23 protein-coding genes are annotated in these 19,570 nt (G+C 32.8%); all 23 read left to right on the top strand.

Annotated elements, in window-relative coordinates:
* Positions 1-661: 661 nt before the first annotated feature.
* Entirely contained in the window at positions 662-844 is a 183-nt protein-coding gene (locus NH288_RS04395) for a type II toxin-antitoxin system HicA family toxin (protein ID WP_265213386.1), read from the top strand.
* Positions 845-890: 46 nt separating this feature from the next.
* Complete coding sequence (locus NH288_RS04390; protein ID WP_265213384.1) at positions 891-1,292, top strand: type II toxin-antitoxin system HicB family antitoxin; 402 nt, start codon at positions 891-893, stop codon at positions 1,290-1,292.
* Positions 1,293-1,871: 579 nt separating this feature from the next.
* Positions 1,872-2,585, top strand: a complete 714-nt coding sequence (gene pyrH / locus NH288_RS04385) for a UMP kinase (RefSeq protein WP_106460046.1) — start codon at positions 1,872-1,874, stop codon at positions 2,583-2,585.
* A gap of 1 nt (position 2,586) precedes the next feature.
* The gene (gene frr, locus NH288_RS04380) at positions 2,587-3,147 is read left to right on the top strand and encodes a ribosome recycling factor (protein WP_265213382.1); all 561 of its coding nucleotides are present in this window, start codon (positions 2,587-2,589) and stop codon (positions 3,145-3,147) included.
* Positions 3,148-4,242 (top strand): type II secretion system F family protein, encoded by a 1,095-nt coding sequence (locus tag NH288_RS04375; RefSeq protein WP_265213380.1) that lies wholly within the window; start codon positions 3,148-3,150, stop codon positions 4,240-4,242.
* A 1-nt stretch (position 4,243) separates the two neighbouring features.
* Positions 4,244-4,615 carry a prepilin-type N-terminal cleavage/methylation domain-containing protein gene (locus tag NH288_RS11345; RefSeq protein ID WP_106460049.1) on the top strand — a complete coding sequence of 124 codons (372 nt, stop codon included), beginning with the start codon at positions 4,244-4,246 and terminating at the stop codon, positions 4,613-4,615.
* A 5-nt stretch (positions 4,616-4,620) separates the two neighbouring features.
* Entirely contained in the window at positions 4,621-5,322 is a 702-nt protein-coding gene (locus NH288_RS04365; RefSeq protein WP_265213378.1) for a prepilin peptidase, read from the top strand.
* 4 nt (positions 5,323-5,326) lie between these two features.
* Complete coding sequence (locus tag NH288_RS04360; protein ID WP_265213376.1) at positions 5,327-5,764, top strand: type II secretion system protein; 438 nt, start codon at positions 5,327-5,329, stop codon at positions 5,762-5,764.
* On the top strand, positions 5,754-6,116 hold the full coding sequence (locus tag NH288_RS04355; protein WP_265213373.1) for a type II secretion system protein: 363 nt from the start codon (positions 5,754-5,756) through the stop codon (positions 6,114-6,116). Before NH288_RS04360 ends, NH288_RS04355 begins: the two co-directional genes overlap by 11 nt.
* Positions 6,100-6,570 carry a prepilin-type N-terminal cleavage/methylation domain-containing protein gene (locus tag NH288_RS04350; protein ID WP_265213372.1) on the top strand — a complete coding sequence of 157 codons (471 nt, stop codon included), beginning with the start codon at positions 6,100-6,102 and terminating at the stop codon, positions 6,568-6,570. The genes NH288_RS04355 and NH288_RS04350 overlap by 17 nt, the downstream gene beginning before the upstream one ends.
* Positions 6,567-6,947, top strand: a complete 381-nt coding sequence (locus NH288_RS04345) for a hypothetical protein (protein ID WP_265213370.1) — start codon at positions 6,567-6,569, stop codon at positions 6,945-6,947. Before NH288_RS04350 ends, NH288_RS04345 begins: the two co-directional genes overlap by 4 nt.
* 62 nt (positions 6,948-7,009) lie before the next feature.
* On the top strand, positions 7,010-8,221 hold the full coding sequence (locus NH288_RS04340; RefSeq protein WP_265213368.1) for an acetate/propionate family kinase: 1,212 nt from the start codon (positions 7,010-7,012) through the stop codon (positions 8,219-8,221).
* 64 nt (positions 8,222-8,285) lie between these two features.
* Positions 8,286-8,465 (top strand): 50S ribosomal protein L32, encoded by a 180-nt coding sequence (rpmF, locus tag NH288_RS04335; protein WP_265213366.1) that lies wholly within the window; start codon positions 8,286-8,288, stop codon positions 8,463-8,465.
* A gap of 109 nt (positions 8,466-8,574) precedes the next feature.
* A complete protein-coding gene (gene plsX, locus NH288_RS04330) occupies positions 8,575-9,552 on the top strand; it encodes a phosphate acyltransferase PlsX (protein WP_265213364.1) in 978 nt (325 codons plus the stop codon).
* Entirely contained in the window at positions 9,545-9,769 is a 225-nt protein-coding gene (locus tag NH288_RS04325) for a phosphopantetheine-binding protein (protein WP_106460058.1), read from the top strand. The genes plsX and NH288_RS04325 overlap by 8 nt, the downstream gene beginning before the upstream one ends.
* Positions 9,769-10,482 carry a ribonuclease III gene (gene rnc / locus NH288_RS04320; RefSeq protein ID WP_106460059.1) on the top strand — a complete coding sequence of 238 codons (714 nt, stop codon included), beginning with the start codon at positions 9,769-9,771 and terminating at the stop codon, positions 10,480-10,482. The genes NH288_RS04325 and rnc overlap by 1 nt, the downstream gene beginning before the upstream one ends.
* Positions 10,475-11,545 (top strand): elongator complex protein 3, encoded by a 1,071-nt coding sequence (locus NH288_RS04315; RefSeq protein ID WP_265213362.1) that lies wholly within the window; start codon positions 10,475-10,477, stop codon positions 11,543-11,545. The genes rnc and NH288_RS04315 overlap by 8 nt, the downstream gene beginning before the upstream one ends.
* Positions 11,541-15,053, top strand: coding sequence for a chromosome segregation protein SMC (smc, locus tag NH288_RS04310; RefSeq protein ID WP_265213390.1), 3,513 nt, complete (start codon positions 11,541-11,543; stop codon positions 15,051-15,053). Before NH288_RS04315 ends, smc begins: the two co-directional genes overlap by 5 nt.
* A gap of 72 nt (positions 15,054-15,125) precedes the next feature.
* Positions 15,126-15,611, top strand: a complete 486-nt coding sequence (gene def, locus NH288_RS04305; protein WP_265213360.1) for a peptide deformylase — start codon at positions 15,126-15,128, stop codon at positions 15,609-15,611.
* Positions 15,604-16,542 carry a methionyl-tRNA formyltransferase gene (gene fmt / locus NH288_RS04300; RefSeq protein WP_265213359.1) on the top strand — a complete coding sequence of 313 codons (939 nt, stop codon included), beginning with the start codon at positions 15,604-15,606 and terminating at the stop codon, positions 16,540-16,542. Before def ends, fmt begins: the two co-directional genes overlap by 8 nt.
* Positions 16,535-17,821 (top strand): 16S rRNA (cytosine(967)-C(5))-methyltransferase RsmB, encoded by a 1,287-nt coding sequence (rsmB, locus tag NH288_RS04295; protein WP_265213357.1) that lies wholly within the window; start codon positions 16,535-16,537, stop codon positions 17,819-17,821. Before fmt ends, rsmB begins: the two co-directional genes overlap by 8 nt.
* A complete protein-coding gene (gene rlmN, locus NH288_RS04290) occupies positions 17,814-18,836 on the top strand; it encodes a 23S rRNA (adenine(2503)-C(2))-methyltransferase RlmN (RefSeq protein ID WP_265213355.1) in 1,023 nt (340 codons plus the stop codon). The genes rsmB and rlmN overlap by 8 nt, the downstream gene beginning before the upstream one ends.
* A 2-nt stretch (positions 18,837-18,838) precedes the next feature.
* Entirely contained in the window at positions 18,839-19,564 is a 726-nt protein-coding gene (locus tag NH288_RS04285) for a Stp1/IreP family PP2C-type Ser/Thr phosphatase (protein ID WP_265213353.1), read from the top strand.
* Positions 19,565-19,570: the final 6 nt, after the last annotated feature.

Raw genomic sequence — 19,570 nt, 5'->3', positions numbered from 1 at the left:
AAAAGCTAAAAAAATATGTAAATTTGCAGGACTAAATAAATTCTTAAGAATATACTATGCAAAAGTTATGGCATCAAAACAAGAAAACAAGTTGTTAAAAGCAGCTTAGAATCAAGAACAACAATAGTTAAAACAAGCCGATAGTATCCGGCTTATTTGCTGCGCTCAAATTTAAACTCTAATTAACAAGGAGAAAAGTAAAATTAATTTCCTTTTCTCCTTGACTTTTGTTAGCAGGTTTTTGTGAAAAATTTTATGGAATTAAGGACTAAAAGGAGTAAGATTTATATACAAGGTACTCTTTACCATTGTTTTAGAGCTAGGATGCTGGAGGTTTTTTGCTGATAGGGTCTTGGCTCTTTTTTGAGGTATAATTTAGGTATAGAAAGAATTTTTGGAGGAAATATTCTAAGAGTAAGGTATAGTGTATAAGACTAGTCGGAAAGCGGAAAAGTCCCTTCGTGAGTACTAAAACTGGTGTGACGAAGTCTACCGAGGGCAATTATATGGTCTAACCATAAAGGGTTTAAACAGAAAAAGCACTTGTGAAGGAATCATGCTAGCAGATAATGCTATGCACCTGGGGTGCTTTTTTCTTTTTATTTTTCTTGACAGGCGTATTAAAGGGCGTATAGTAGTTATTAGAAAGGAGGTATTGCCTTTGAAGAAGAAAGACTTAATAAAAATTATACTAAGTCATGGCGGAAGTTTTGTTAGACATGGTTCAGACCACGATATTTATCAAAATGCTCAAGGTAATAAAAAAACACAATTACCTAGACATAATGAAATAAATGAAATCACCGCTAAAAAAATTCTTAAGCAGTTAGGGATTAGACCCTAATTGCTACCCTTAGGGGTAAGGCAATATAATTATATAGGGAGGATTTATGACAATGGCACAAGATGTTAAAGCATATCCGATTTACCTTAAAAAAACGAATAAAGGGTACGCAGTATGGAATGATAGTATACCAATAGCTACACAAGGTGAAGATTTAGAAGAAGCTTTGTATATGGCTAAGGATGCTATTGAATTGATGGCTTATGATGCTTTCTGTAATGGAGAAACGATTATTGAGCCTGATGAAGATGAGGGAACAGAAGATCAATACGACTTTAAAAATTTTGTTGTTTGTGATTTAGGAAGATATTTTAGATTAGAAAATGACACTAAAGTAAAAAAGAATTGCACCATACCAGAATTTTTAGCTAAAGCTGGAGAAAGCAGAGGGCTTAATTTTTCAAAAATTTTAACTTATGCTCTTGAAAAAGAATTAAAGTTAGTATAGAATAAAGACAAAGGCAATACCACTAAACCACTCAGAAATGGGTGGTTTTTTGTGCTTATTTTTAAATTGCTGATATATAAGGGCTAAGTTATTTTCTTAAGAGGGTAATTATATGTCTAAGAAATTTAAAAGCCTTAGAACGCAAAATATGAATAATCAGCTTGATTTCAATATTTGTAAGTACATATCTTTAGAAAATGAAATTTATACAGAAATGATTATAAATTATAGTAAAGATAAATAAAAAAGGAGGCCTGAGCCTCCTCTTAAATTGTTACCAACCTGTTACCAACGGTTAATGGTTTTAATAATTTTTTGTGTGCTATTATTTTATATTCTGCTAAGATGTCTATATATAAAGAAGATAATGTCCCTTTATCCCGCACCAAGCTTCAGACGTTAGAAATAACGTCTTTTTTTGTACCCATATTTTAATTTACTAATAAAAGATGACTTTTTATTATATTTATGATAAAATATACATATAAACTTATTTTCAAATATTTTGCAAAAAATCGTTTTTGCTCTTTTAATTTTTGCTAAAATAGTTTATACTTTATATAAGCTAGGAGGAATATTTTGCAAGATTTTAAAAGAATTGTATTAAAGTTAAGTGGAGAAGCTTTATCTGGCAAGGCTGGTTTTGGCTTTGATGATGAAGTTATTGATAACATTTGTACTAATATTAAGACTTTATCCCTAAGAGGAATTGAGGTAGCTATAGTTGTTGGCGGAGGTAATTTCTGGAGGGGTAGGTCTGGCACAAATATCGACAGGGCAAGCTCTGATAATATCGGCATGCTTGGCACTGTAATGAATGGACTAAGAATTCAAGGTACTCTAGAAGAGATGGGCCTTGATACTAGGCTTATGACTGCTATTTCTATGACTGAGGTTGCAGAACCTTATATAAGAAGAAGGGCTATCAGACACCTTGAGAAAGGCAGAATTGTAATTTTCTCTGCTGGTACTGGTCTCCCATATTTTTCAACTGATACTACAGCAAGCCTTAGGGCACTAGAGATTGGTGCTGATGTTATTCTTTTAGGTAAAACTGGTACTGATGGTATCTATGATAAGGATCCAAATGTCTATGATGATGCTGTTAAATTTGATAAGCTTACCTATAAGGAGATCCTACAAAGACAGCTTAAGATTATGGATACAACTGCTACATCTTTGTGTATGGATAATGATATGCCACTTATAGTATTTAATATAGATGACCCATCAAACATGGTCAAAGTATTTGAAGATGAAGATTTAGGTACAAGAGTAAAGGAGAGTTTTTAATATGCTATATGAGCAAATAAGACAAGATGCCGAGAAGGGCATGAAAGCAGGAGTAGATTCTTTTGAAAGAAGAATTTCAACTATTAAGGCTGGTAGAGCAACTGAAGCTGTTCTAGATGGAATTACATTTTCTTATTACGGCACAGACACTCCAATCAACCAAGCCGCAACAGTTTCAATCCCAGAAGCTAGACTTCTTGTTATAAAACCATGGGATAAGACTAATATTGCCCCAATCGAAAAGGCGATTTTAAAGTCAAATATTGGTATAACACCACAAAATGATGGTGAAATTATTAGATTACCTTTCCCTGCTCTTACAGAAGAAAGAAGAAAAGAATATACCAAAGAAGTTGATGCCTATGCAGAAGATGCAAAAATTGCTATAAGAAATAAAAGGCGTGACTCTATGGATGAAATCAAAAAGAGCGAAAAGGCTGGAGATGTAACTGAAGATGATAGGTACACTTTAGAAGATGAAATTCAAAAAATCACAGATAAATATATTAAGTCAATCGAAGATATCGCAAAGAAGAAAAACCAAGAGTTGATGAACGTATAGGTGAAAAGAGTCAATTTAAATAAAATAAAGGACCTATTGAATAAGGACATAAGCCCTAGGAAAATTTCTCCTAGGCTTATGTTCTTATTTTTAAAGCAATTATCCTTGTTATTAAATTCAGGTATATCACTTTTTGATAGTTTGAAGGTGATAAAGACTCAAAATCTCGATAAGAGATTAAATTTAGCTTTAGATATTGTAATTAAAAATCTAAATCTAGGCAAAAGCCCTTACGAATCTTTCCTTATGGCAGAAAAATACTTTACACCTATTTTAATTGCTTCAGTTAAGTCATCAGATAAGACTGGCAGACTTTCTTCAATTCTTGATGATTTATCAGAATTTATATACGAAGATAGTAAAAATAGAGAAATCATAAAGGAAGCCTTGGCTTATCCAGTTATAGTTCTAGTTGTGACTATCTTAATGGTGGGACTCATTTTAGAATATGTCATGCCTACTTTTGTGAGCGTTTTTGAGGGAGCTGATATGAAGCTGCCATTTATTACTAGATTTTTAATAGAATTTTCAGGCTTTTTATCAAATAATTTCATTTTCATTATTTTGATTCTATGCTTACTTATCTTTATTGTTTTGTTTTTTAGGACAGATAAAACTAAAAAAATAAAAATGGATAAATTTGTATTTAAATATGGAATTTTTTCTAAGATAAGGAGATTGAATCTTGAATATCAATTAACTTCGCTATTTTACATATTAAGAACTGGGGGAATTGATCCAATTTTATCTTTTGAAATTATTGGAGATTCATTTTCTAATTCTTACCTTAAAGAAGTTTTTTCTCAAATTAGAAGTGATATTGATAGGGGCTTAGGCCAGGCCCAAGCCTTGATGAGAGCTGATCTTTTCTCACCTCTTTTATTATCTATGTTTATGATTGGTGAAAAGACTGGCAAACTTGATGATATTTTAAAAAGATCAAAGGATTATTTTGCAAGTGAGTATATATTCAGAACCAAAAGACTTGCAAGGCTTGCTGAGCCAGTTCTAATTATTATAATGAGTATAATTGTTTTTGTAGTTGTTATAGCGGTTGCGCTTCCTATGTTTGATGCAGTAAATATTGGAGTATAAGATGAGAAATAAGAAGAAAAAGGGATTCACATTAATTGAATTAATAATTGTAATAGCTATACTAGGGATTTTGGCTGCAATAGCTATACCTAGATATAACAAGTCTAAGATAAAAGCGGCAGAAACTGCTCATAAGGCTAATATAGAGATGCTGAAATCGGCCGCAGAGTTAAGGGAACTTGATTCTAGTGAAGGTGGTAAGTCTAGAGATTTCACTTGGACTAAAACTAACAAGGGTGACGCTCTAACATATATTGATAAATGGCCTGAACCACCTCAAGGTTTAAATAAATCCTCTGAGTATTCGGTTGAATATACTGATGGGAATCTTACCATTAAATTTGGTAAAGAAAAAGTATATCCTATACAATAGAAAATATGGAAAACATACTAATCTTTGCTTTAGGAGCATGCTTAGGCTCCTTCATATCCGCCTTGATGGCTCGCAGGAGGCTTGGCATGTCAATCATTAGTCCGCCAAGCTTCTGTGAATCTTGCGGTAAAAGGATAAGGCCCTATGACCTAGTTCCAATAATTTCTTTTATAATCTTAAGGGGTAGATGCAGGTTTTGTAAGGACAAGATTTCCATCAAAACCTTTTTAATAGAAATTTTAGGCGGCCTAGCCTTTATATTTGCCTTTAATATTTATGGAGGTATAAGAGCTCTTATTCTTGGTATAGGCCTTGTCACAAGCCTTCTGATAGCCTTAACAGACTATTCCTATATGGAGATATATGATATAGATTGCTACGTCCTAATTGGTCTTGGTTTTCTATATAGGCTAATATACATTGAATATGATTTTGAATTTTTTAAGATTTCTCTTATATTTGTTTTGGTGTTTTTATTAATTAGATATTTGTCAAAGGGAGGCTTAGGTGATGGAGATTTGTTTTATTACCTGGGCTTATTTTTATTTTTAGATAATAGCATAATAATTAAATTTGTATTGATATCTTTATGGATAGGGGCGATTTTTGCAATTATTAAATCCATAAAGATTAAAAGCCTAAAAGGAGAGATTGCCCTATGTCCATCAATTTTACTTGCCTTTGCCCTTGTATTAATTTTAGGATGAAACCATGAAAAAAGCCTATACCTTATTAGAATTGATAATAGTACTTGCAATAATTAGTATAGTCATTGCCATTCCGATGATGAAAATATCTCTTATCGAAGATAGAGCAGCTGATATTGAGGTGGAAAATTTTATCAATGACTATAATTTAGCACGAAAAAAAGCTATGGCTTTAGGGATTTCGTATTATCTTGATTTAAGGAAAGATTTTTACAACCTAAATACTAATCATAGTTATGAGACCACTATGAAGGATCCAAAATCCAAGGCCTTTAAACATATAAGCTACGCGTATTCAGATACTGTTGTAGAATTTAAATCAGATGGCTATGCGAGTACTATTAATAACGGGACATACGAGCTGGTATTTATAAACAATAAAAGCAAAAAAATTAGAAAATTTACCATAAGCGCACTGACAGGATATTTAAATGAAAAGTAAAGCCTTTAGCCTAATAGAAATAATTGTATCACTTATGATTTTAAGCCTTATAGCCTTATTTGTATTTCCTTCTGCTAGGAATAGTATGAAAATCTCAGAGAAAATAAAAGATAAGGCCCAAGTGACATTTGCCCTTCAAGCAGGACTAGAGCTTGGTAAGGATATGGCAAGGAAAAATAAGAATGTAGATAAACTAGAAAATGAAGTACAAATTGGGGATTATAAGATAAAAATCTCAATAGGTCCTTATAAAAATTCAGGACTTAAGTCAGATAGATACATAAAAGTAAAGGCATCTTATGGAAATGATAGCTTAGAAGTAATAGAGGTTAGAGATGAAGAAAGCCTTTAGTCTTTTAGAATTGATAATAAGCCTTGCTATAATCTCAATCTTAGTCGTTATTTTATCATCTTTTTTCAAGGTGAATTTCAATATTCTTTCATCATCCATTACTAGAGAGGCCGAGTATAAGGAAGCATGTACCGCCATGCTTTATGTTGATACTAATATCAGAAGGTCAAAAAAGATTGAAACTAGGGATAATGAAGTGTGTAATTTTTATTTTTATAAGACTAATAGGGATGGTAAAGATTCAAAATGCTATTTTTATCGTGACAATAAATTTCTAAAAATTAATAGAGATAACCTGTCAACAGATGCTTCTGGCAGAGATAATAATATAGCTAAAATTAAAGATATAAAATTAGTATTGGATGAGGATAGTAAGCTAATTAGGGTTTATATAAGAAGTTTAAGAGGCAATTTCAACTTTGAAACAGCCATTGATGTGGGAGATAAGCTATGAAAAAAGCCTTTATTAGTATATATGTGCTCATAATATTATTATTACTTTCCCTTAGCGTCAGCTTTATAGCAGGACAAAATGAAGTGGATACAGAATTATCAAATGATATTAGCGATAAAAAACAAAGCTTATTTGATGCAGAAAGTTTTGCAAATGTACTTATAGAGGAATTAAGTCTTGATAAAAACCTTGACCCAAATTTTATAAAGGAAGTTCTATATTTAAAATCTGACATTGAAATCTACCAAGCTAAGGAGGAAGGTAACCTACAGATAAATTTAAAAGCAAAGTACAAAAATACAATAAGCAAAGCTCAAATAAAATACAAATACGACGAAAATAATAAATTCATTCTTATAAATAAGCGAATTTATTAATATTGCTAAAGTAACATTTAAGGTATAATGTAGGTAAATAGAAGAAAAATATTGGAGGAAAAATGAAAGTATTAGTAATTAATTGTGGTTCTTCATCACTAAAATATCAATTATTCAACATGGAAAATGAAGAAGTAATGGTAAAAGGCCTAGTAGAAAGAATTGGTATCGAAGGTTCAAAACTTATCCAAGAAAAGGGTGATGACGAATATATAATAGAAGAAGCTATGAAAGATCACACAGAAGCTGTTGCTCATGTATTTGATGCTCTAGTTGATAAAGACAACGGTGTCATAGCAGACCTTTCAGAAATTGACGCAGTAGGCCACAGATTTGTACACGGTGGCGAAAAAATCACTAAATCTGCCTTAATAGATAAAGAAGTAAGAGATGCTATAGAAGAATATACAAAATTTGCACCACTTCATAACCCAGCTAACCTAATGGGACTTGAAGCTTGTGAAAAATTACTTCCAAACGTTAAAAACGTAGCAGTATTTGATACAGCTTTCCACCAAACAATGCCTGCAAAAACTTATTTATATGGTATAGACTACAAATATTACGAAGAAGAAGCTATAAGAAAATACGGCTTCCACGGCACAAGCCACAACTTTATTACTAATAAAGCAGCAGAAGTACTTGGCAAAGATGTAAATGATTTAAATATCATTTCAGCCCACCTTGGTAATGGTTCATCAATTTGTGCTGTTAAAAATGGTAAATCATTTGATACATCAATGGGACTTACTCCACTTGAAGGACTTGTAATGGGAACAAGATCTGGTGATATAGATCCAGCTGCTGTAACCTACATCATGAAAAAAGAAAATCTTTCTCCAGAAGAAATGGAAAATGTCCTAAATAAAAAATCAGGTGTTCTAGGAGTATCAGGTGTTCTAGGAGTATCAGGTGTATCATCTGACTTTAGAGACCTAGAAAATGCTGCAAATGAAGGCAATGAAAGAGCCAAAGCTGCCCTAGACATGTTTGCTACAAGAGTAAAAAGATATATAGCAGGATATATGGCAGAAGTAGGAGCTTGTGATGCTATAGTATTTACAGGTGGTATCGGCGAAAACTCAATTTCTATGAGAGAAGATATCATGGAAGGCTTTGAATTATTTGGTATTAAAATAGACAAAGAAAAGAACAACGTACGTGGTGGTTGCCATGTAGTTTCTACAGATGATTCTAAAGTTAAGGTTATGGTAATAGCTACAAACGAAGAATTAATGATAGCAAGAGATACAAAATCTCTCGTAGAAGCTTGACAAGCAAAGTTTTAGCTTATATAATATAAAGGATTGCTAAAACTGATAAGAGGAGGTGTCATAGATGGCAGTACCAAAAAGAAGAACATCAAAAACAAGAAAAAATAAAAGAAGAGCCTCAGCTTATACTTTGAACAAATCAAACTATGTTGAGTGTCCAAATTGCCACGAAATGAAGCTACCACACAGAGTTTGCCCATCCTGTGGAGAGTACAAAGGCGTAGCAGTAGTTGAAGAAAATTAATTTTTAAAAGAGATAGTGTTTTTGCACTATCTTTTTTATTACCTAAAGATAGCCTAAGTTTGTAAGAAAAGTATAATATGTATAAATTATTGTAGATAAAGAGGATTAAATGAAAATTGTTATAGATACCTATGGTGCAGATGAAGGCGCTAGGGTCTTAGTAGAAGGTGCCATACTTGCACTAAAGGATGAGGACTTTATTCCTGTATTTGTAGGAAAGGAAAGTCAATTAAAAGAAATCATAAATGGAAGGATCAAAGATTACGAGATAGTTCATACAGATGAATTTATATCAAATGATGAAGAGCCTGTAAGGGCTATTAGAAGGAAGAAAGATGCATCAATAGTCTTAGCCTATAATAAATTAAAGGAAGAAGGCTATGACGGACTCTTATCAGCTGGTTCCACTGGTGCCCTCCTCGCAGGTGGCATCTTTATTTCAAAGAGAATAGAAGGTGTAGATAGGCCATCCCTAGCAGCGAGTCTGCCAAGCACAGGTGAGATATGTATGCTCATGGATACAGGTGCAAATATGGACTGCAAGCCAGCTTATCTTGAAGAATTTGCTATTATGGGTAAGATATTTTTACAAAATGTCCTAGGAGTTGAAAATCCTAAGATAGGCCTTTTAAATGTAGGGGTTGAAAGCCATAAGGGTAACAAGCTTACCAAAGAAACCTACAAGCTCTTAGAAGAAAGAGACATCAACTTTGTAGGCAACATCGAGGCAAGAGATCTATTTACAGGCAAGGTCAATGTACTTCTTGCTGATGGTTTTGCAGGAAATGTAGCTATAAAGACTGCAGAAGGAGTCCTAGACCTCCTTAAGGGCGAGCTTAAGGGAGTATTTTATAAGTCATTTAAGAATAAAATGGCAGCCCTTGCTATAAAAAATGACCTTAAAGAATCCTTAGGCAAATTCAGTGCCCAAAAAGTTGGAGGAGCTCCTTTATTAGGGGTAAAATCCTATGTATATAAGGCACATGGTAATGCAAATGAAATAGCCATATCAAATGCCATCAAAGGCCTAATTAAATATATAAACATGGATGTAATTAATAAAATTCAAGGAGAATTAAATGATTAGAGAACAATTAACAAAATTAGCAGAAGAAAACTTAGATATTGATGTAGCAAATATCGATTTTGAAAGCAAGATTTCTGACTTAGACATTGATTCAATCGACCTTGTAGACTTTATAATGCTTGTTGAAGAAGAGTTTGAGATTGAGTTTTCCGAAGAAGAACTTGATGAAATTGAAAGCTTAGCAGATATAGTAAGCCTCATAGAAAGTAAAAACTAATGTCTTTGTCAAAAGATAGACTAGAAAAAATAGAAGAATTTGAGAAAAATATAGGCTACACATTCAATGACAAGGCGTTGATAGATGTAGCCTTAACTCATTCTTCCTTCACAAATGAAGCAAGAGGAAACATTAAGTCAAACGAAAGGCTAGAATTTTTGGGAGATACCATCCTAGATATGGTAGTAAGCGAGTATTTATTCAAACACTACACACAAAAGCCTGAAGGTTGGCTAACAAGAACAAGGTCAAGAATAGTCTGCACAGATTCCTTTGCCAAGGCAAGCGAAAAATTTGGCTTAACTAAATATTTAAGATTTGGAATGGGAGAGAAAAAACAAGGTGGCAAGCTTAAAAAGCATGTCAAAGCAGATACTTTTGAGGCAACTTGTGCTGCAATTTACCTAGATTCCTCCTATGATGACTTGTGCAAATTTTTATACAAAAATTATAAGGATGAAGTATTAGAGATAATAAATGATGATTCATTATTCTTAGACTATAAGACCCGTCTGCAAGAGTATTACAATGCCAAGAACAAGAAAAATTTGACCTATGAACTTATAAAAGAAGAAGGTCCTGAGCATGATAAGACTTTTACTATGGAAGTTAGGTTAAATGGCAAGGCCTTAGCAGAGGGAATTGGCAAGAATAAAAAAACAGCCGAGCAGATGGCAGCAAAACTTGCCTATGAGCGTATCAAAAATGTCTAATCAAATAATACCAATCTTTATTCCATTTTTGGGCTGCCCTCACGATTGTGCCTTTTGTAACCAGGTAAAGATTACAAATTACAAAGATAAGGCAGATGAGTCAAGTATTGTAAGGCAAATAGAAGACTACCTAAAATATTTTAAAGATAAGCAAACAAGCAAGGAAATAGCCTTCTATGGAGGATCTTTTACAGGACTTCCCCTTGATACAATGATTTCATACTTAAAAATAGCAAGGGCCTACAAAAAGAAGGGAATTATTGATAGAATCAGACTTTCAACTAGACCTGATTATATAAATAATTCCATTCTGGAAATCTTAAAATCTTATGAAGTCGATACCATAGAACTAGGAATCCAATCCTTTGATCAAGAAGTACTAGATTCAAACGAAAGGGGCCATAAGGTAAGCGATAGCGAGAAAGCAAGTAAGCTAATAAAAGAATTTGGATTTAAGCTTGGCCATCAAATAATGCCAGGCTTATATAAGGATTCTAGGGAGAAAATAATTACAACAGCTCTAAAATCAGCAAAGATTGGCCCAGATATAGCTAGGATTTATCCAACCTTAGTAATCAAGGACACCAAGCTTGAAAAACTCTACCAGGCAGGTCTTTACAAGCCTCTAAGCCTGGATAATGCCATAGAAATATCTGCAGAAGTCCTAATGATTTATGAATATAGAAATATTAATGTCATTAGAATTGGCCTTCAGCCTACAGAAAATATCAACGAAGGAGCAGATGTAGTTGCAGGACCCTTCCATCCGGCCCTAAGGCAAGAAGTAGAATCCTATATCTATAAGTTATATTTAGAAAAGCTCATTAAAGAATTAGATTTAAAGGATGACCTAGAAATTTTTAAAAATGATAGGGATATTTCAATAATTGCAGGCAATAAAAAATCAAACAAGAATTACTTTTATCAAAAATATAAGGTTAAGCTTAAATTTAAATCAAGCGATTCATCTTATATTATTTCTTGTGGGAAAAAATACGACTTAGATATAGATAAATTTATCGATGATTATGTAGAAGAAAAATACGGTGGTGATTTAAATTAGACTAGAAAGTATAGAACTAAAGGGTTTTAAATCCTTTGCAAATAAAACAAAAATTGAATTTGATAGTCAAATTACTGCTGTAGTTGGACCTAATGGATCTGGCAAATCTAACATTTCTGATGCTGTAAGATGGGTCTTGGGAGAGCAATCTATAAAGAGCCTCCGTGGTTCAAATATGAAGGATGTAATCTTTCAAGGTGCAAAAAATGCGATGAACATAGCAGAAGTCTGTCTTAATTTCTCAAACGAGGATAAAAGGCTAGACCTTGCCTATGATAAGGTGAGCATCACCAGGAGAATTTATCGTTCTGGGGAAAATGAATACAAGATAAATGGCAAAAGGTGCAGGCTTAAGGACATTAGAGAATTATTTTTCGACACTGGTGTAGGAAAAGAAGGCTACTCAATAATTGGCCAGGGTAGGATTGATGAAATAATTATGTCAACTCCTGCTGATAGGAGGGCGATTTTTGAGGAAGCTGCCGGAATTTCAAAACACAAGTACAGAAGAGAAGAAGCTGATAAGAAATTAAAAGCTGTAAGCGAAGACCTAGAGATAATCGAAAAGGAATTAGAATATAAGAAAAAGGATTATGACCTTCTCAAGGCCTACAAGGATAATTACCTAGCCCATAAAGAATTAAGCGAAGATATTAACAAAAAAGCTTACTTCTACCTTAAAAATAAATCCTACGATTTGATTAAAAAAAGGGATGAGATAAATTTAAAACTTAAGGAAAGCGAAAAAAAATTAGCAAGCCTAGAATCAAGTCATTCTGAAATTTTAGAAAAACTTGGACCTTTTAAGAAAAAATATGAGACTTTAAGAGAAGACCTAGATAGGTCCAAGGCAGAAGCAGAGACTTATGAGAAAAACATCGAACGCTCTAAGGCGAATCTTGACCTAAATATCCAAAAAAAGGATTACGATCTTAGAGATAAGGCTAGGATAGAAGAAGATCTAGAAAATTTAAAGGATTCTTTAATAAGTGAAAATAAATCCTTTGACCTAAAAAATAAGGAACTAGGAGAAATTGCCGAAAAGATATCATCCTTAGAAAATGATTTGGGAAAGGCCAAAGATTTAAAAATATCTTTAGAAAAAGAGATATCAGAATTAAATACTATCTTAGATAGTCAAAGGTCAAGTGCAAAAGAGATAAAAGAACAAATTTTAGATTATGAAGTCTTTGAAAAATCTAGGGCTATTATTGATCAAAAAAGACAAAAAGATTTGGCAGAGAAAAAACAAAGATTAGAGGCCCTAGATAAGGAAATTTTAGATTTAAGTCAAAAGCTTGATTCAAGCAAAGAAAATCAAGAGATTTTATTTAAAGAAAAAAATGACCAAGAAATGGCTATAACCACTCTAGCAAACGACATCAAAAATGCGGATGAAAAGTATAGAGAAACTTTAAATGAATTAAACAATTTGAAGCTAGAAAATAAGTCGTTAATGGCTGATATGAGGATAGAAAAAGATAGCCTTGATAAAAACCAGGGATACTTTTATCAAATCCAAGACTTCCTCAAAAAGACCAAAGAAAGCGCCATGGCAGGTTTTTATGTAGACACTCTTGCCAATCTAATCTCAGTTAAAATTGGCTATGAGGAAATAATTGATAACCTAATGGGAGCTGGCCTACAAAATATTGTCACAAGGTCAAAAGAAGATACTAGAGAGCTTATTAACTTTATAAATAGGGAAAAGCTTGGAAGGATTACCTTCCTGCCTATAGATTCGATCAATTCATATAGAAAAGAAAGGCCAAATTTTCCAGAAGTAATAGCTATGGCCTACGAGCTCGTGGCTTACGATGATAAATTATCTGAGGTAATTAACCATTTCCTAGGTTCTACCGTTGTTGTAAAAGACATTGATGCTGCAATCAATCTATCAAAAAAGATAAAGGGTTATAGGATAATAAGTCTTAACCTCGATATCATCAATAATTGGGGATCAATGGTAGCAGGTTCTGATAAAAATAAGAGGTCAAATGTAAATCTTTTAAATCGAAAGAAAAAACTAAGAGATTTAAGTCTTAATTTACAAAAATCGGATGAGAAAAGACAGGAACTAGAAGAAAACTTAAGCAAGTTAGATTCTGAAATTAATAACAAAAGAGAAAGACTTTTTAGAGAAAATGAAGCCTACGATTTAAGAGAAGGAAAAATCAAAGAGATAAGTGATGAAATCTCAAGACTTAGTTTAAGGATAGAATCTTTAACAAGTCATAAGGAAAGTTTAAATAACTCTAATCTTGACTATGAAGAAGCAATAAATAACATCGATATAGAATCTTTAAGAAATGATTTTGATAGACTTAGTCAAAGCTTATCTGAAAATGAAGCGAAATTAGAAGACAAAAATAAAATAATTGATAAATTAAGAGATGAAATATCAGCTCTTACAAATAAGCTAGAGATAAGTAAACGTGATAAGGTCTTAGCTGGAAATGTAAGGGCAAATATTGAAGAAAAACTTGCAGATATAAAAGAAAATATCAGAATCCAAGAAAAACTTGCCAAAAATTTAAATAAGGACCTTGAAGAATCCTTATTAAAAAATGATAAACTTATAGCTTCGATTGACCTATACGTAAAAGAATTCGATAATCTCAAAGAAAAAATAAAAGTCTTAGGTCAAGATATTGAAGCTTGCGAGTCAGAAAATTCAAAATTGATTGACCAAAATACTAAAATTGAAGAAGACCTTAACAAGGAAAACCTCGAAAAGGTAAAACTTTCCTATAAATTAGAAAATTTAAATGAGTCTTACAGTCAATTAGAAGATGAAATATCACCATTTATAAGCATTTCCATAAAGGACTTGTGGGAAAAATACAAGGATTGCCAAAAGCTTGAAGTAAAGAAAAATGACCTCATAGATTTACAAAAAAGGATAAATGAGATTGGATATTTTACTCCTACAGCTCTTGAAGACTTCGATAATGTTGCCAAAGAGCTTGATTTTGTCGAAGTTCAGATAAAAGATTTGAAAAATGCTAAAGAAGATATAGAAAAAATGATCCTAGCCCTAGAAAAGGAAATGAAGGAAGAATTTTCAAAAAACTTCGCTATAATTAATGAGAACTTCACCAAAATCTTCAAAATCCTCTTCATGGGAGGAGATGCAAGGCTAATCTTAGACAGCGAGGACTTCCTTACAGCTGGTGTTGAAATTGAAGCGAAACCACCATCAAAGTCCTTAAAATCAATCTCACTTCTATCAGGTGGGGAGAAGGCTCTTACTGCAGTAGCCTTACTTTTTGCAATATTTGAACAAAATCCAGCCCCATTCTCTATCTTAGATGAAATTGATGCGGCCCTTGATGAATCAAACATAAAAAGATATATAGAATACCTAAAAAGCCTATCTGATAAGACCCAATTTATAATGATAACCCATAGACAAACAACCATGCAGCTTGCAGAAAAAATTCACGGTGTAACAATCGATGACCAGGGTATAAGTAGGCTATACTCTATAGCCTTTAAGGATAATTGAAAATTAGCCTAAAACCAGTAAAATATAAAGGATAAAGAGAGATAATATTGCAACTCTAAATAAGGAGGAAATATGGCAATTAGAAATATAAGAATAGATGGAGATCCAATCTTAAGAAAGGTCTCAAGAGAAGTAGACCAAGTTACCGATAGGATTAATATTTTATTAGATGACATGGCAGAAACAATGTATGATGCAAACGGAGTAGGCCTTGCCGCTCCACAAGTAGGAATACTTAAAAGAGTAATAGTAGTAGACCCTCAAGATGGACAGACAGGCCTAGTTAAGCTTGTAAACCCTGAAATAATAGAAAAAGATGGTGAACAAATCGGAGTAGAAGGTTGCCTATCTATACCAGATTTCAACGCTACAGTTAAAAGAGCTGAGCATGTAAAGGTAAAATACCTTGATGAAGAAGGTAAGGAACAGATTTGGGATGCTCATGGTTTCCCAGCAGTTATTCTATCACACGAAATCGACCACTTAGACGGAATATTATTTAAGGATAAATACATCGAAGAAATTAAATTTGAGGACCAAGAAGAAATAAATGATTAATATATGTTTTATGGGCAATCCAAAGTTTGCAGTGCAGACTTTGGATGTTCTTTATAATGATGAAAATATAAATGTAAGCCTAGTTGTATCTAGCAAGGATAAGAAGAGGTCTAGGAATAAATTTTCTCCAACAGAGATTAAAAAGTATGCAGAAGATAAGGGAATTAGAGTTGAGACACCAGATTCTGTAAATACAGAAGAATTTGTGGGCCTACTTAAAGACCTTAAAATCGACTTTATAGTAGTTGTTGCTTTTGGTCAACTTCTAAAAGATGTCCTATTAGATAATTTTAAGGATAGGATAATAAACCTCCATCCTTCAAAATTACCGCTTTATAGGGGAGCAAGCCCTATACAATTTTCTCTACTAAATGGAGAAGAGGAAACATCAGCCACAGCCATGCTCATAGAAAAAGGTATGGATTCTGGTGATATCTTAATCCAAAAAGATTATAAAATAGATCCTAGCGAAGATTATTTTGATTTGGAAGAAAAGTTGGGAGCCCTAGGAGCTGAAGCTATCAGAGAAGCTATTTTAAACTTTGATGAAGTCTATGCAAAAAGAATTAAACAAGATGATTCAAAGGCGACCTTCTGCACAAAGATATCAAAGGAAATGGGAAGGATTGATTTTACAAGGACAAGTAGGGAAATTTTAAACCAAATAAGAGCCTTTGTTGGCTTTCCTGTGGCATATTTTCCTTATAAGGATGAAAATATTAAAATCCATAAGGCAAGCCTAGCTTCCGATAAAAAAGGCAAGGCTGGCGAAATTCTAGCAGCAAATAAAAATGACCTAATTTTAATAGGAACAGGAGATTCTGCTATAAGAATCGAAAAAATCCAAGTTCCGGGCAAAAAGGCCATGGATACAAAGAGCTTCTTATTAGGAAATGACCTAGAAATAGGATATATCATAGAAAATGACTGATTTAAAGATAATATTTAATATTCTCTACGCCATTGTCTACCAAGATAAAAAATCTAACGACATGATAAATAAGTATGCTGACAAGGCAGAAAACTTAGCCTTCGTCAGCAAAAATGTCTACGGAGTATTGGAAAATAAAATCTATATAGACTATATGATAAGAAAATTATCTTCTATAAGGCTTAAAAAAATCCACAAGTCAATCCTTCTTATCCTAGAAATTGGAATTTATAACATTCATTTCTTAGATACAAAAGATTATGCAACTGTTGATAAGCTTGTTGACCTAAGTAAGGAAAAAAACAAAAAGTCTTCAGCCTTTGTTAATGCCATTCTTAGAAATTTCATAAGGGATGAAAAGGAAATAGCAACTATCTATGAGACTGATGATATAAAAAGCCTTTCGATAAGATATTCCTTCCCGGAAGAAATTACCAGATATATCTATGACAATTATGGGATGGACTATACCAAGGCCTATCTTAGAGATGCAAATAGCCTTAAAAATCTTTCAATAAGGGTAAATAAGCTAAAGATAAGCAAAGATGAATTAAGAGAGAAGTTAGAAGCAGAAGGCTATCAAATAGAAGATGGAAAAATTGCGAAAAATGCCTTGATAGTCAAAAATCCAGCCTCCCTTGCAGCAAGCAAATATTTTAAAGAAGGTTATTTTATTATCCAACAGGAATCATCAATGAAGGCTGTAGAAGTCCTAGATCCTAAGGAAAATTCTAAAATATTAGACTTATGCGCTGCACCAGGTACAAAGACGTCATATTTGGCAGAGATAACCAATAATACTAGCCAAATAATCGCAAATGACATATCTTCTTCTAAAAATAAACTTATTGAAGAAAATATTTTAAGGTTGGGACTAAAAAATATTTTCATTACAAACCACGATGCTTCTACATTTGTAGAGGATTTTGAAAATAAATTTGATTATATTTTAGTAGATGCTCCATGTTCTGGTCTTGGGGTAGTAGGAAGAAAAGTAGAAATACGATATAATAGAAATAAGGAAACGATTGTAAAGCTAGCTAGCCTGCAAAAAGAAATCCTTGACCAAGCTATAAAATACCTTAAAAAAGACGGAATCCTACTCTATTCAACTTGCACCATTGGTCCTTTAGAAAATAAAGAGAATTTTTTATATCTAAAGGCTAAGGCAAATCTAGAAAGTATAGACATTGAAGGAGAGGCTTTTAAGGAATACAGGAGTTTTGAAGATGGATGTGATGGATTTTTCATATCCAAGTTTAGGAAGATAAATGATTAGTATAAATGATAAAAATATAAGTCAAATTGAAGACTTATTCAAAGAAAAATCTTATCAAAAATTTAGGGCTAAACAGGTATTTCATAATATCCATGTTAATAGGATAAATGATTTTGATCAGATGACAGACCTTCCCCTAAAGATGAGAGAAGAGCTTAAGAAAGACTTTAAGATTGATAGTGTGAAGCTTTTAGAGACTTTTAGCTCAAAGCTAGATTCTACAAAGAAATATCTTTTAGAATTAGATGATAAAAATATTATAGAAGCAGTTTATATGGATTATAAGGATAGGTCTACAATCTGCATATCAAGCCAGGTTGGCTGCAGGATGGGGTGCACTTTCTGTGCATCTACCAAAAATGGCCTAGTAAGAAATATGACAGCATCTGAATTAATAGAAGAGGTTTACCTCCTAGAAAGATTAAATGGACCTATTTCAAATATTGTAATAATGGGCATAGGCGAGCCTTTGGATAATTTTACAAATATAGAAAAGTTTATTGAAATTATCACAGACCCTAAGGGTAGAAATCTTTCTCATAGGTCAATAACCCTTTCAACTTCAGGACTTGTTCCACAAATTTACAAGCTAGCTGATACAAAATTAGATGTAAACTTAGCTGTCTCTCTTCACTATGCAGATGATAAAAAAAGAGCTAAGTTTATGCCAATAGCCAAAAAATATTCTATTGACCAGCTTATAAAGGCTACAGATTATTACTTTGATCAAACAGGCCGAAGGGTTTCCTTTGAATATGTTGTAATCGATAAGGTAAATAACCTAGATGAAGATGTAGAAAATTTACACGATCTCTTATTTGGCAAAAATGTACATATAAACCTAATTCCTCTAAACCCAATCGAGGAGTTTAAACATGATAAACCAAAGATGAGTGCTTTAGATGAATTTAAAAATAAACTAAGCAGAAGGGGCCTAAATGCCACTATAAGAAAATCCATGGGTCAAGATATAGACGCTTCCTGTGGCCAGCTTAGAAATAATTATGCGAGGTAAGAATGAAATTTTCTTCAATTACAAATATTGGTAAAATAAGAAGCGAAAATGAAGATTCATTTTCAAATATTAGTTTAGATAACGTTGACTTCTTCATAGTAGCTGATGGTATGGGAGGCCATAGCAAGGGAGAAATTGCAAGCAAAATGGCTGTAAATTTATTTATAGATTATGTTAAAAAAGCAGATTTAAATGCCTATGATTCTCTATTAAAGCTCCAAGAAGAAGCTATAATCTATGCAAACAAAGAGATTTTCTCACTATCTTCTCAAGAAGACTATGACAGGATGGGAACAACAGTAGTCTGTCTTTGCATAGATCACAACAATAAAGTCTATCATTTGTCACATCTTGGTGACTCAAGAGCTTACATCTATAGAAATAGCGAGCTTAGAAGGTTAACTCGTGATCACTCTCTTGTAAATGATTTACTAGATTCCGGCTCTTTAACAGAAGATGAAGCTGAAAATTTCATAAATAAGGCAGCCATAACCAAAGCGGTGGGAACAGAAGCAAAAGTAACGCCAGATAGTAGAAGTTTTGATATGGAAGATAAGGACCTTATTTTAATGGTAACAGATGGCTTGACAAATGAGATTACAGATGAACAAATAGAAAATATAGTAAAAGATAAGACTGACCCTTATGAAATTTCGTCTCTTTTGATAGAAGAAGCTATAGAAAGTGGAGGAAGAGACAATATTACGGTTACAACTATTTTACTATAAGAGGGT

It is taken from the genome of Anaerococcus sp. NML200537 (genome assembly GCF_026131715.1).
GTDB lineage: Bacteria > Bacillota > Clostridia > Tissierellales > Peptoniphilaceae > Anaerococcus > Anaerococcus kampingae.
This window is presented reverse-complemented; position numbering and strand designations above follow the sequence as displayed.